We start from the raw sequence: 13034 nt of genomic DNA on the forward strand, positions 1-13034 counted from the left end.
GCCGCGCCGGACCCGCCGCCCGCGCGCCCGCGGCCGACCCGGCGTTCATCCCGAGGGCGCCGGCCCGCGGCCCGCGCTCGCTCTTCGCATGCCGCACCCGCCCGGGCCGCAGGCGGCCGTGGCCCGCCTGCGCCGGCGGCATGTCAGCCCGCTGTCAGGCGGGCATGAATCGGGTGCGCCGACGCAGGGGGCTCAGCTCCAGGCCGGCTTCACGCCGGGCGGCGGCGAATAGGGCAGGTCGCCGCGCGCCAGCACCGCCTCGCGCCCGCCATTCGCCGCCAGGATCGCCGCCTGCCGCGCCTTCACCCCGGCGTCGAGCACGGCCACATCCTCGCCGAGCGTCTCCCGCAGGTTCAGCTCCAGCAACGTCTCGTCCATCGTCACCGCCGGGTCGCCGGCCAGGTCGCGCAGCTCTTCCGGATCGGCGGCGAGGTCGAAGAGCTGCGGCGGGTAGGTGACGTAGCGCACGTATTTCCAGCGCCCCTCGCGCAGCATGTAGGCGGCTTCCCGCGAGCCGGTGGCATGATACTCGCTGATCACGCGGCGCCCGCCATCCAGCCCCTGCGCGATGTCGAAGAGCGAGGTCGAGCCCTCGGGCGGCGCTTCCGCGCAGCCGACCGCGTCGAGCACGGTGGCATAGGCATCCGTCAGGCTGACCGGCGTCGCGCAGGTCGCGCCTTCCGGCACGCCGTCGCCGGCCAGGATCATCGGCACGCCGACGGCTTCCTCGTACATCACCGACTTGCCCCAGAGTCCCCGCGCGCCGACATTGTCGCCGTGGTCGGAACTGTAGAGCACGCGCGTGTTCGCCCCGAGCCCGCTGTCCTCCAGCGCCGCCAGGATCTTCCCCACCTGCTCGTCCATGAAGGAGACCAGGCCGTAATAGCCGGCCATCATGCGCTGCGCCGTCGCGGCATCCTTCACCGCGGCGTCGTAGGGCACGGTCGCGGCATAGTCGGCGATGAAGGGATGCGTCGGCCGCTCCTCCCTGCCGTAGAGCTTCGGCATGCCGACGACCTCCGGCGGATAGCGGTAGTAGTGCTCGGGCGGCGCGGTCAGCGGGAAATGCGGCGTCACCAGCGAGACGAACAGGCACCAGGGCTTGTCGGGCGCCGCCTTCGCCCGCTCGCGCAGCCAGATCTGCGCCGCCGCGCAGATGTCGCGGTCGTAGCGGGTGTAGTCGCTCTCGCCCGGTCCCGCGGCCTTGGACATCTTCACCGCGCCCTGGCGCGGCGGCGCGGTCTCGTCGCGGATCAGCGCGAGCAGGTCGCCCTTGCCCTCCACCACATGCATCGGGATTTTTTCTTCCGTGAAGCCATGGTCGTCCCCGGGCAGGCCGCGGAAATGCAGCTTGCCGATCGAGACCACCTCATGTCCCGACTCGCGCAGCGCATGGTGCCAGGATCGCATCTGGCCGTCATAGGGATCGGCATTGTCGTAGTAGCGCCCCATCGCATGCAGGTTCCGCCCGGTGGCGAGCGCCGCGCGGGCGGGAACGCAGATCGGCGAGGGCGTGTAGGCCGCCGTGAAGCGGGTGCCGCGCGCCGCCAGCGCATCCAGGTTCGGCGTCTGGACGAAGGGATGCCCGGCGCAGCCGAGCGCCTTCGGATTGTGCTCGTCCGACAGGATGAACAGCAGGTTCTGCTTCGGCCTGGCCGCCACGGATGCCCCCTCCCCGGATTGCGGCCCCGATGCTGGCCGCGATGGGGCGCGCGGAAAAGGGGGGAATGCGCTATATCCGCCGACGGTCCGAGAAGGAGCTCCGAGTCCGCCGATGGAAGACCTTCCGCTCGCCACCATCGTGCTGGTCGCGCTGGTGATCCTTGCCGTGGTGACGGTCGCGCAGGGCATCCGCACCGTGCCGCAGGGCGAGGTCTGGTCGGTCGAGCGCTTCGGCGCCTTCACGCGCCTGCTGCAGCCGGGGCTGAACCTCATCATCCCCTTCGTGGACCGCATCGGGCGCCGCCTGAACGTGCAGGAAGTGGTGCTCGACATCCCGGAGCAGGCGGTGATCACCCGCGACAACGCGACCGTCGCGACCGACGGCATCGTCTATTACCGCGTGATGGACCCGGCCAAGGCCGCCTATGCCGTGCAGGACCTCAGCCTGGCGCTGACCAGCCTGGCGATGACCAACATCCGCTCGGTGGTCGGCGAACTCGACCTCGATGCGACGCTGTCCGGGCGCGACCGCATCAACACCACGCTGCTGACCGTGCTGGATGGCGCGACCGAGCCCTGGGGAGTCAAGGTCAGCCGCGTCGAGATCCGCAAGATCGAGCCGCCGGACAACCTGATCCGCGCGATGAACCTGCAGATGACCGCCGAGCGCGAGCGCCGGGCGGCGGTGGCGCGGGCCGAAGGCGAGAAGCAGGCGCTGGTGCTGGCCGCGGAAGGCCGGCGCGACGCGGCGATGCGCGACGCCGAGGCGCGCGAGCGCCTGGCCCAGGCCGAGGCCAACGCGACGCGCATGGTGGCCGAGGCGGCCGCGGGGTCGGGCGGCGATGCGCTGCGCTACTTCGTGGCGGAGAAATACGTCCGCGCCTTCGAGGCGATCGCGGCCAATCCCACCTCCCGCCTGGTCATCGTGCCAATGGAAAGCTCGGCGCTGGCGGGCGGGGTGGTGCAGGCGATGGAGTTGCTGCGTGCGCCGGGCGGCGGCGATGCGCCGGCCGGGCCCCCGGGCCAGCGCCGGCCCGGCGCGCGCCGCGCGCCGCGCGCGGGCCGCGGCGCGCGCCGCCTCGTCCTGCACATGGTGGCGGCGCATGCGGCGGGCCGCGTGGTCCATCGCGTACCAAAGTGCGCCATTCTCCCCGACCACGGCGGCGACGGGCCAGAGGCGCGCGATCATGTCGCACCAGCCGGCCGGCCGGCCGGTGACGGGCACCACGCGAAGCCCGGCCTGCTGCAGCCGTTCCAGCGCGGCATAGGCCTCCGCGGTCAGCCGGCCCTCGGTGGTCAGGGTGTCGTCGATGTCGGTCAGCACCCAGCGCAGCGCGGCCAGCCGCGCGGGGGCGGCGGCGTGCAGCGGCGCGGGCGAGGCCGGCGGGCGGGTGAGCGAACCCATGCCGCGAGTGTGGCACATGCCGCAGCCGATGTGGAGATCCACAACATCACGACGCCGCACCCGCCAGGGTCACCGCGACCCCTGCCCGGCCGAGCGCCGCCCCGAGCGGTGCGGGCGGAGCGTCTTCCGTGACCAGGTCGGTCAGCTCCGCCAGCGGGCAGACGCATTCCAGCAGGCCGCGCCCGAATTTTCCCGAATCCGCCAGCAGGACGCGGCGTGGCGCGCGGGCGAGCATGGCGCGCTTCACCCAGGCCGCGTGGGAAACGACCTCGCAGGGTCCCTCCTCCGTCAGCCCGGAGGCGCCGATCACGGCGAGGTCCGCGTTGAACCGGCGCAGGAAGGCCTCGGTCTCCGAGCCATAGACGCCGCGCTCGGCGGCGCTGACCTCCCCGGGGCAGAGCATCACGCGCAAGCCCGGCCCGCCGCCGGACGCCAGCTCCGTCGCGGCCGTCAGGCTGTTGGTCAGCACCGTCGCGGCGATGCCGCGGGCGGCCAGCGCACGGGCGAAATGCGTGGTGGTGCTGCCGGCATCGAGCATCACCACCGCGCCTTCCGCGACCATCGCCGCGGCGGCGGCCCCGATCCGCGCGCGCTCCGCCACCGCCATCCGCTCGCGGGAGGAGAATTCGGGCTGAAGGCCGGCATGGGTGACGGAAGCGCCGCCATAGGTGCGCCGGACCGCGCCCTGGGCCGACAATTCCTCGATGTCCCGGCGGACCGTTTCGGCGGAGACGCCGAACTGCGTGGCGAGCGCGGAGATGCGCACCGTGGGGTCGGTGGTCAGCGCGGCGAGGATGCGGCGATGCCGCTGCGCCTTGGCCGGGGCGCCGTCAGTCCTGCGGGGCATGACCCGCAGGATGACAGACCTGCCTCATCCTGTCGCCGGTCCCGAGGGCGCCGGGGGCTTGCCGGGGGCGATCCAGCGGCCGAGCAGGGCGATGGCGCCGAGGGCGAGCACGAGGCCCACCACCGTCGCCGCGATGACAAGGGCAGGCAGTTCCCCGTAGTCGCCGCGGGCCACGGGGAAGACGGCGTTCAGCCCGCGGGAGAAGACGTTGCCGGCCTGCAGCGCCAGGTTCATCAGGCTGGCGACCAGCGCGAACCAGGTCGCCTGTCGCCCCGGCGGCGCATGCACCGCGATCAGCGTCAGCACCGGGATCATGCCGAGCTGCGCCAGCGGCGCCGACAGCACCGTGTCCACCAGCCCGAGAGTCCGCGCCCCGAAGCCGAGATGCGCCGCGGTCCATTCATGCAGGCCGAACAGCATGCCGATGGTCGGCAGCGAGAAGGCGGCGCCGAGGATCGCGAGCCACGCCAGCACGCGGCCGAGCGGCATCCGCACGATGCGCGCGCCGAGCAGCAGCGACCCCGCGATGGCAAGCCCGGTGCCGATCTGCGCCAGCACGCCGAAGAAGGCCTGGTCGTAGCCCAGCAAGTCAATCTGCCACCATTGCAGCGCAGGCCCCGCCGGCGGCGCGGCGCGGAAGGCGAAGATCACCGCCGCCGCCGCGGCCATCGCGCGCTGCGTGGCCGGCGGCACGCCCTCCATCGTCGTGCGCAGCAGATAGACCAACACGCCGAGGGTCAGCAGCAGCCCGATCTCCGGCGCGAAGGGTGGGTCGAGGATGCCAAGCGCGAGCAGCGCCGCGGCGAAGGCGCCACCGCCGCCGAGGATGCGCGCGTCCGGGCGTTCCGGCTCGCCCGGCGTCTCCTCGGCGAGGAAGGCGGCGGCGATGGAGAACAGCGGGATCGCGGCGCCGATCAGGAACACCGTGGAGACCGGCAGCACCTGCGCCGCCCACCCGCCGAGGCCCGCCGTCGCGAAGGCGCCGCCCATCAGCGCGACACGGCCGAGCACCTGCACATCCCCGAGTTCCGCCTGCACCAGGGCGGGATCGCGCGGCGTGCCGTCCGGTGCGGTGCGGTCCACCACCTCCGTCGTCATGGCGTCGGCCACGCAGTCCTGCACGACGAGCCCCACCACGACGGTGAGCGAGGCGGCGATGTAGACCAGCTCCGCCATGCGCAGCGCGAGCGCGCCGGAGGCCGCGAAGGCCAGCGCCAGGCCGGCGCCGCATTGCAGCAGCGCGCCGAGCAGGATGTAGGACCGGCGGCGCGAGCCGAGGATCGGCACCGTGTCCACCATGTGGCCGACCACCATCTTCAGGGTCCAGGGCACGGTCAGCCAGGCGGCCAGCGCCAGCAGCGTCGTCGCGGGCAGGCCCAGGCGCTCGCGCACCCAGAAGGTCTCGGCGATCGCGGCGAAGCCGCTGGCGCCGGCGGCCAGGTAGATCAGCAGCGGCGGCAGGGTGCGGCGGTTGAGGCGGCGCAGCGAGGCCAGCGGGCCGGGTGCGGGCCCTGCTTCGGCGGCGGCGCTCATGCCGGCGGCGTGGGATCGGTCATCGGGGCTCCCTCGGTTGCAGGGGGGCGGCCTTGGTCGCCATCATGGCCATGCATCGGCGCAAGTGATCCAGATGGAACGCGAAAAGATCTTCATCTCCTCCCCGCTCGAGCCCGAGCATGTCGCCCGCATCGCGGCGCTGGACCCTTCGCGCATCGAGGTTCTCTACGCGCCGGAGCTGCTGCCGCCCACGCGCTACAGGAACGACCACAAGGGCGCGCCGTTCACCCGCAACGCGGACCAGCAGGCGCGGTGGGAGGCGATGCTCGCCCAGGCGACCATCAGCTTCGACATCCCCTCCGCCGAGGAGCTGAAGAAGGCACCCAGGCTGCGCTGGATCCAGGCGACGAGCACAGGGGTGGGGCAGCACATCGCGCGCGTCGGCCTGCGGGAGAGCGACATCCTGGTGACGACGGCGCGCGGCGTGCATGCGCGGCCGCTGGCGGAATTCGTCTTCATGGCGCTGCTGGCGCATTTCAGGGGGCTGGCGCATCTGCAGGCGGAGCAGCGCGCCCATCGCTGGACGCGCTACTGCGCGGACGAGGTCGGCGGCAAGACGCTGGTGATCATCGGCGCCGGCGACCTGGCGCGCGGCAGCGCCAAGGTGGCGAAGGGGCTGGAGATGCATGTGGTCGCGGTGGCGCGCGACCCGGCCAAGGCGCGCGCCCACAACGACCTGTTCGACGAGGTGCTGCCTTCGTCGGCGCTGCATGCGGCGCTGGGGCGCGCGGATGCGGTGGTGGTCACCGTGCCGCACACGCCGGAGACGGAGCGGATCATCGACGCGACGGCGATCGCGGCAATGCGGCCGGGTGCCGCCTTCGTCAACATCGCGCGCGGCCAGGTGGTGGAAGAGCCTGCGCTGATCGATGCGATGCGCAGCGGCCATATCGGCTTCGCCGCGCTGGACGTGGCGGAGGTGGAGCCCCTGCCGGTGGACAGCCCGCTGTGGGACATGCCGAACGTGCTGATCAGCCCGCATTCCGCCAGCACGGTCGACAGCGAGAACGCCCGCATCACCGACATCTTCCTGCACAACCTGCGCTGCTGGCTGGACGGGCGCCGGCAGGAGATGATCAACGTGCTGGACAAGCGCCTGATGTATTGAGGGCGGCTATCTCAGCGCAAGGCGGCGTTGACCTTCTCCAGCGCCGCCGCACCCGGGCAGAGATCGGCATCGCCGAGCGCGTTCAGCGGCCCGGGTATGGTGCCGAGATGGCCGTGCAGTTCCTCAGGCTCCGGGTCCACGAAGATCAGGCCGGTGACGATCTCGCCGGCCGCCTTGCGCTCCTGAAGGTGGTTCATGGCGGAGACGCGGTCCGTCGGGTCGTGTTCCTCGGCCAGCTTGCGCAGGCGCAGGACGGTGCCGTCGTGCTGCGTCACCTCGATGGCGGTGCCGGGCTCGTACTCCGCCTCGATGTGGTCGCGGCCGAGGATCACGTCCAGGCGGTTCACCGCCTCGTTGTGCGCGCGCACGAAGTCGAAGCTCTTTGTCGAGCCTTCGTGGTTGTTGAAGGCGACGCAGGGGCTGATGCAGTCGATGAAGGCGGCGCCCGGATGGCGCAGCGCGGCCTTGATCAGGGGGACGAGCTGCGCCTTGTCGCCGGAGAAGCTGCGGCCGACGAAGGTGGCGCCGAGCTGCAGCGCCATCGCCACCATGTCGATCGGCTCGTCGGTGTTGATCGTGCCCTTCTTCGCCTTCGACCCCTTGTCGGAGGTGGCGGAGAACTGGCCCTTGGTCAGGCCGTACACGCCGTTGTTCTCGACGATGTAGGTCATGTTCACGCCGCGGCGGATGCTGTGCGCAAACTGGCCGAGGCCGATGGACGCGCTGTCGCCGTCGCCGGAGACGCCGAGATAGACCAGGTCGCGGTTCGCGAGATTCGCCCCCGTCAGCACGGAGGGCATGCGGCCATGGACGGAGTTGAACCCGTGCGCGGCGCCGAGAAAGTAGGTCGGCGTCTTCGAGGAACAGCCGATGCCCGAAAGCTTGGCGATGCGGTGCGGCGGCAGGTCCAGCTCGAAGCAGGCCTGGATGATCGCGGCGCTGACCGAATCATGGCCGCAGCCGGCGCAGAGGGTGGAGATCGCGCCTTCGTAGTCGCGACGCGTGAGCCCGAGCGCGTTCGGCGCGAGCTGCGGGTGGTGGAACCTGGACTTGTTGAGGAAGGTCATTCGGCGGCTCCGGCGCGCAGCGCGACGACGTTGGTTGCGACGGCGCGATCGGCGATCGCGGCGCGGATGAATCGGGCGGTGATCGGCGTGCCGTCGTAATGCAGCACCGGGACGATGCGCGCGGGATCGAGCTCGCCTTCGTTCACCAGCAGGGTGCGCAGCTGCGCGTCTCGGTTCTGCTCCACCAGGAAGACGCGCTCGTGCCGGCGCACGAAGTCCAGCACGTCGTCATGGAAGGGGAAGGCGCGGATGCGCAGAGCATCGAGGTGGATGCCGTCGGCCTCCAGCGCCTCCAGCGCCTCCCGCATGGCGGCGGAGGTCGAGCCATAGAAGATCACGCCGAGCGGCGTCGCCTGCTTCGCGCGCGTCTCGACCGGTCGCGGCACGATCTGCTTCGCGGTGTCGAATTTGCGGAGCAGCCGCTGCATGTTGTCCACATAGGCCGCGCCTTCCTCGGTGTAGCGCGCGTAGCGGTCGCGCGAGGTGCCGCGGGTGAAGAAGGCGCCCTTCGTGGGATGCGTGCCCGGCCAGGTGCGGAAGGGAATGCCGTCGCCATCCACGTCCAGGTAGCGGCCGAAGGTCTTTCCCTCCTCCAGCTCCTCGGCGGTCATCACCTTGCCGCGGTCCATGCGGCGCGAATCGTCCCAGCGGAAGGGCTCGCAGAGCCAGTCATTCATGCCAATGTCGAGGTCGAGCAGCACGAAGATCGGCGTCTGCAGGCGGTCGGCCAGGTCGAAGGCGTCCGCGCCCATCGAGAAGCACTCATGCGGGTCCTCGGGCAGCAGGACAACATGCTTGGTGTCGCCATGGCTGGCATAGGCGGCCGCGAGCACATCCGATTGCTGCGTGCGCGTCGGCATGCCGGTGGACGGGCCGGCGCGCTGCACGTCGAAGATCACCGCCGGGATCTCCGCGAAATAGGCGAGGCCGACGAACTCCCCCATCAACGAGATGCCGGGGCCGGAGGTCGCGGTGAAGGCGCGCGCGCCGTTCCAGCCGGCGCCGATCACCATGCCGATGCTCGCCAGCTCGTCCTCGGCCTGCACGATGGCGTAGCGCTTGCTCCCGTCCGGATTGGTGCGGAACTTCCGGGCGTATCGTTCGTAGCCTTCCGCGAGCGAGGTGGAGGGCGTGATCGGATACCAGGCGCAGACCGTCGCACCGCCATAGACCGCGCCAAGCGCGGCGGCGGAATTGCCATCCGTGAAGATGCGCTCGCCCACCGCATCCATCCGCGCAAGCGTCAGGCCGATCGGACAGGAGAGGTTCGCCATCGCCCAATCGCGGCCCATCTTCAGCGCGTCGAGATTCGGCTGGATCAGCTTTTCCTTCGTTCGGAACTGCTCGCGGATGAGCTGTGCCGGCGCCTCCGGGTCCATGTCCAGCAGGGCGGACAGCGCGCCGACATAGATGATGTTCTTGAAGAGCTGGCGCTGCCGCGGATCGTCATAGGCCTCGTTGCACATCGCGGTCAGCGGCACGCCGATCACGGTGACATCCTGGCGGAAGCGGGATTGCGGAATGGGGCGCGTGGAATCGTAGAACAGGTAGCCGCCCGGCTCGATCTCCGCGATGTCGCGGTCCCAGGTCTGCGGGTTCATCGCCACCATCAGGTCCACGCCGCCGCGCCGCCCGAGATGGCCGGCCCCGGAGACGCGCACCTCGAACCAGGTCGGCAGGCCCTGGATGTTCGAAGGAAAAATGTTGCGCGAGGCGATGGGGATGCCCATGCGCAGGATGGACTTGGCGAAGAGCTGGTTGGCGGAGGCGGAGCCGGAGCCGTTGACGTTGGCGAACTTGACGACGAAGTCGTTGATGGCGGCGAGAGGCATGGCGATGGCTGTCCTCAGCGTTCGGGCGCGGCGACCGGCGCCGGCATGAGTGGCGCCGCGGCCCGGCCGCAGGGCTGCGCCTTCGGCTTCGCGGTCTCGAGCAGGAATTTCTGCATGTCCCAGGCACCGGTCGGGCACCGCTCCGCACACAGCCCGCAATGCAGGCACACATCCTCGTCCTTCACCATCGCGCGCCCGGTCTTGAGACCGAGGCCGACATAAAGGTCCTGCGACGGGTTGTTGGCGGGCGCGCGCAGCCGCATGCGCAGCTCGCTCTCCTCCCCATCCTCCACGAAGCTGATGCAGTCGGTGGGGCAGATGTCCATGCAGGCATCGCATTCGATGCAGAGCTTCGGGGTGAAGACCGTCTGCACGTCGCAGTTCAGGCAGCGCTCGGCTTCCTTGAAGGCGAGTTCCGGCGTGAAGCCGAGCTCCACCTCGGTGCGGATGTCCTTCAGCGCGATCTCGGCCTCGCGCATCGGCACCTTGAAGCGGAGATCGATGGAGACGTCGTTGTCGTAGCTCCATTCATGGATGCCCATCTTCTGGCTGATGAGCGAGGTCTCGGGCGGCGGGCGGTTCTGGATGTCCTCGCCGCGGCAGAACAGGTCGATGGACACCGCGGCCTCGTGGCCATGCGCGACGGCCCAGATGATGTTCTTCGGGCCGAAGGCGGCGTCGCCGCCAAAGAAGACATGCGGCAGCGTTGACTGGTGCGTCGTCTCGTCGAGGACCGGAAGCCCCCAGCGGTTGAACTCCAGCCCGATGTCGCGCTCGATCCAGGGGAAGGCGTTCTCCTGCCCGACCGCCACCAGCACGTCGTCGCAGGGGATGTGCAGGTCGGGCTCGCCCGTGGGCAGAAGCTGGCGGCGGCCGTTCGCATCGCGCTGCGCCGCCACCTTCTCGAACAGCACGCCGGTCAGGCGGCCATTCGCATGGGTGAATTCCTTGGGCACCAGGTAGTTGAGGATCGGGATGCCTTCATGCATCGCGTCCTCCTTCTCCCACGGGCTCGCCTTCATCTCCTCGAAGCCGGAGCGCACCACCACCGTGACGTCCTGCCCGCCGAGGCGGCGTGCGGAGCGGCAGCAATCCATCGCCGTGTTGCCGCCGCCGAGCACCACGACGCGCCGCCCGACCTCCTTGATGTGGCCGAAGGAGACGGAGTTGAGCCAGTCGATGCCGATATGGATGTTCTGCGCCGCTTCCGTGCGGCCGGGAATGCCGAGATCGCGGCCGCGCGGCGCGCCGGTGCCGACGAAGACCGCGTCATAGCCCTCGGCCAGCACCGCTTTCAGGCTGTCCACGCGCTTGTTGAGCCGCGTCTCCACGCCGAGGCCGATGACGTATCCCACCTCCTCGTCGATCACTTCCTCCGGCAGGCGAAAGCGCGGGATCTGGGTGCGGATGAAGCCGCCGGCCTTGGCGTTGTCGTCATAGACGACGACCTCGTAGCCGAGCGGCGCGAGATCGCGCGCGACGGTCAGCGAGGCCGGGCCGCCGCCGATGCAGGCGATGCGCTTGCCGTTGCGCCGCGCGGCCGGGCGCGGCAGGCGGGCCGTCACGTCATCCTTGTTGTCGGCGGCGACGCGCTTGAGGCGGCAGATCGCGACCGGCTCCTCCTCCACCCGGCCGCGGCGGCAGGCGGGCTCGCAGGGGCGGTCGCAGGTGCGGCCGAGGATCCCGGGAAAGACGTTCGACCACCAGTTCACCATATAGGCGTCGGTGTAGCGGCCCGCGGCGATCAGCCGGATGTATTCGGGCACCGGCGTGTGCGCCGGGCATGCGTACTGGCAATCCACGACCTTGTGGAAATGCTCGGGAGACCTGGCCTGCGTGACCTTCACGCCGTTCCTCCTCACGCCTGTGCCTGGGCGCTTCGCGCCCCCGGGGTCGTCACAGGCGAAGGTCCGGCCACCACGGCATGCGCGGCGGGAAGGCGTGCCACGCGAAGCGCGAGTCAGGCGCAACGACGGGATCCTCCCCAGGATCCTACTGCACTGCACAACCGGCATTCTTGGCGCACCGCAGCAAATGCTGCGACGCGCGTAACGGGATGAGGATGGCGCAGCCGGCCCGCGCTGCCTAGACCCTTCCCGCGCGTCAACGCACCCAGCCGGCGCTCTCCACGGCGGCGAGGAGAGAAGCCTCCTCCTCCCGCACCAGGCGGTGGTCGCGCTTGAGGATCGCGCCTTCCACCAGCACGTCGCGCACGCTGCGCGGCGAGGCGGAATAGAGGACATTGGCCGCCAGGTCGTGCGCCGGCGCCATCTCCAGCCGGTCGCGGTCCAGCACGATCAGGTCGGCGCGCTTGCCGGGCTCCACGCTGCCGACAAGGTGATCGAGGCCGAGCACGCGCGCGCCCTCGATGGTGAGCATGCGCAGCATGGTTCGGACGGGCAGCGCGGTGGGATCGCCGGCGTTCATCTTGCCGACCAGCGCGGCGAGTCGCGCTTCCCAGAGCATGTCCATGCTGTTGTCGGAGGCGGTCCAGTCCGTGCCCAGTCCCACCGGCACGCGGCCCGCATAGCGATGCAGCGGGATGGTGCGCGCCTCGATCTTGAGGTTGCTGGCGGGACAATGGGCGATGGCGATGCCGTCCGCGCACCAGCCTTCGATCTCGGACTCGTCGAGGTAGATGCAATGCGCGGCGACCACGCCCGGCCCGGTCAGCCCGGTGGCGCGCAGGCAGGCGAGCGCGCCCGCATGGCCGCGTGCGCGCACCGCGGCGACCTCGGGCGCCGATTGCGCGACATGCAGCACCACCCGCGCGCCGGCCGCCTCCGCCCGCGCGGCACAGGCCCGCAGCAACGCGTCCGAGCAGGAATCCAGCGCATGCGGCGCGATGGCGGCCGTCACGCGGGATCGCGCCGGGTCGGCGCCCCAGCGCTCCAGCAGCCTGTCCGTCTCCCGCCAGGCATCCCCGACGCGGCGATCGGTAAGGGTGCTGCCCACCACGGCGCGCAACCCGCTGGCCTCGATCACCGGCGCCAGCCGGTCCATGCCGGCGAGCCGGTCGGCGATGCAGGTGACGCCATTGGCCAGGAACTCGGCGCAGGCGGCGCGGAGCGACAGCGCGTAGTCCTCCGGACCGAAGCGCTCCTCCCCCGGCACCTTGTAGGCGCCGGCCCAGAAGTCGCGCGGCAGATCCTCCGCCAGGCCGCGGAACAGCGCGGTCGCGGCATGGGTGTGGACGTTCACGAGCCCGGGCATCACCACGCCGCGCCGGCAATCCAGGATGTCGTCGCCGGGGCGCGCCAGGCCGGGGCCGATCGCGGCGATGGCGCCCTGCTCGATGCGGATGTCCACGCCGCGCAGCACGCGGTCGGCCTCGTCCACGGTCAGGACGGTCGCGTCCTGCAGCACCAGCGCCATGCGCCTCTCCCGCCCTTGCGGGGGCAGCGGACCGCCGGCGCGGCGGCGGGTCAAGCGTTCGCGAACTGCGCACGCCAGGACCGAATTTCTGCACTTCTGCGAACGCCCGGTGCATGCTTGCATGCCGCGCCGGACTCCGCCGCGGGGCGGGGCCGTGCGCGAACAGGCGAGAGGGAGCCGAGGG

General features: G+C 71.0%; 8 protein-coding genes and 2 pseudogenes. 2 read left to right on the plus strand and 8 right to left on the minus strand.

Going from position 1 to position 13034, the window contains the following annotated elements:
* Positions 1-192: 192 nt before the first annotated feature.
* Positions 193-1662, minus strand: coding sequence for a sulfatase family protein (locus tag AC1MIR_RS22975; RefSeq protein ID WP_480030510.1), 1470 nt, complete (start codon positions 1660-1662; stop codon positions 193-195).
* Positions 1663-1774: 112 nt separating this feature from the next.
* Between AC1MIR_RS22975 and AC1MIR_RS22980 the strand changes: the two are divergent.
* Positions 1775-2359: pseudogene (locus tag AC1MIR_RS22980) on the plus strand (SPFH domain-containing protein); the annotation flags it as partial.
* Positions 2360-2815: 456 nt separating this feature from the next.
* Here the strand turns inward: AC1MIR_RS22980 and AC1MIR_RS22985 are convergent.
* The 3 genes and pseudogenes from AC1MIR_RS22985 to AC1MIR_RS22995 all read right to left on the minus strand — a co-directional run.
* A pseudogene (locus tag AC1MIR_RS22985) lies at positions 2816-3085 on the minus strand (HAD family hydrolase); the annotation flags it as partial.
* 28 nt (positions 3086-3113) lie between these two features.
* Positions 3114-3914, minus strand: a complete 801-nt coding sequence (locus AC1MIR_RS22990; RefSeq protein ID WP_480030511.1) for a DeoR/GlpR family DNA-binding transcription regulator — start codon at positions 3912-3914, stop codon at positions 3114-3116.
* A gap of 24 nt (positions 3915-3938) precedes the next feature.
* A complete protein-coding gene (locus AC1MIR_RS22995) occupies positions 3939-5447 on the minus strand; it encodes an MFS transporter (RefSeq protein ID WP_480030512.1) in 1509 nt (502 codons plus the stop codon).
* A gap of 94 nt (positions 5448-5541) precedes the next feature.
* Here AC1MIR_RS22995 and AC1MIR_RS23000 point away from each other — a divergent pair, with 94 nt between their 5' ends.
* On the plus strand, positions 5542-6576 hold the full coding sequence (locus AC1MIR_RS23000; protein ID WP_480030513.1) for a D-2-hydroxyacid dehydrogenase: 1035 nt from the start codon (positions 5542-5544) through the stop codon (positions 6574-6576).
* A gap of 11 nt (positions 6577-6587) precedes the next feature.
* Here AC1MIR_RS23000 and AC1MIR_RS23005 read toward each other — a convergent pair whose 3' ends face one another.
* From AC1MIR_RS23005 to AC1MIR_RS23020, 4 genes are all read right to left on the minus strand, one after another.
* Entirely contained in the window at positions 6588-7643 is a 1056-nt protein-coding gene (locus AC1MIR_RS23005) for a 2-oxoacid:ferredoxin oxidoreductase subunit beta (protein WP_480030514.1), read from the minus strand.
* The gene (locus AC1MIR_RS23010; protein ID WP_480030515.1) at positions 7640-9475 is read right to left on the minus strand and encodes a 2-oxoacid:acceptor oxidoreductase subunit alpha; all 1836 of its coding nucleotides are present in this window, start codon (positions 9473-9475) and stop codon (positions 7640-7642) included. The genes AC1MIR_RS23005 and AC1MIR_RS23010 overlap by 4 nt, the downstream gene beginning before the upstream one ends.
* 14 nt (positions 9476-9489) lie before the next feature.
* Entirely contained in the window at positions 9490-11322 is a 1833-nt protein-coding gene (locus AC1MIR_RS23015) for an FAD-dependent oxidoreductase (RefSeq protein ID WP_480030516.1), read from the minus strand.
* A 256-nt stretch (positions 11323-11578) separates the two neighbouring features.
* Positions 11579-12850 carry an amidohydrolase family protein gene (locus AC1MIR_RS23020; protein ID WP_480030517.1) on the minus strand — a complete coding sequence of 424 codons (1272 nt, stop codon included), beginning with the start codon at positions 12848-12850 and terminating at the stop codon, positions 11579-11581.
* Between the last annotated feature and the right edge of the window lie 184 nt (positions 12851-13034).

This window comes from Falsiroseomonas sp. RANM36 (genome assembly GCF_056682175.1).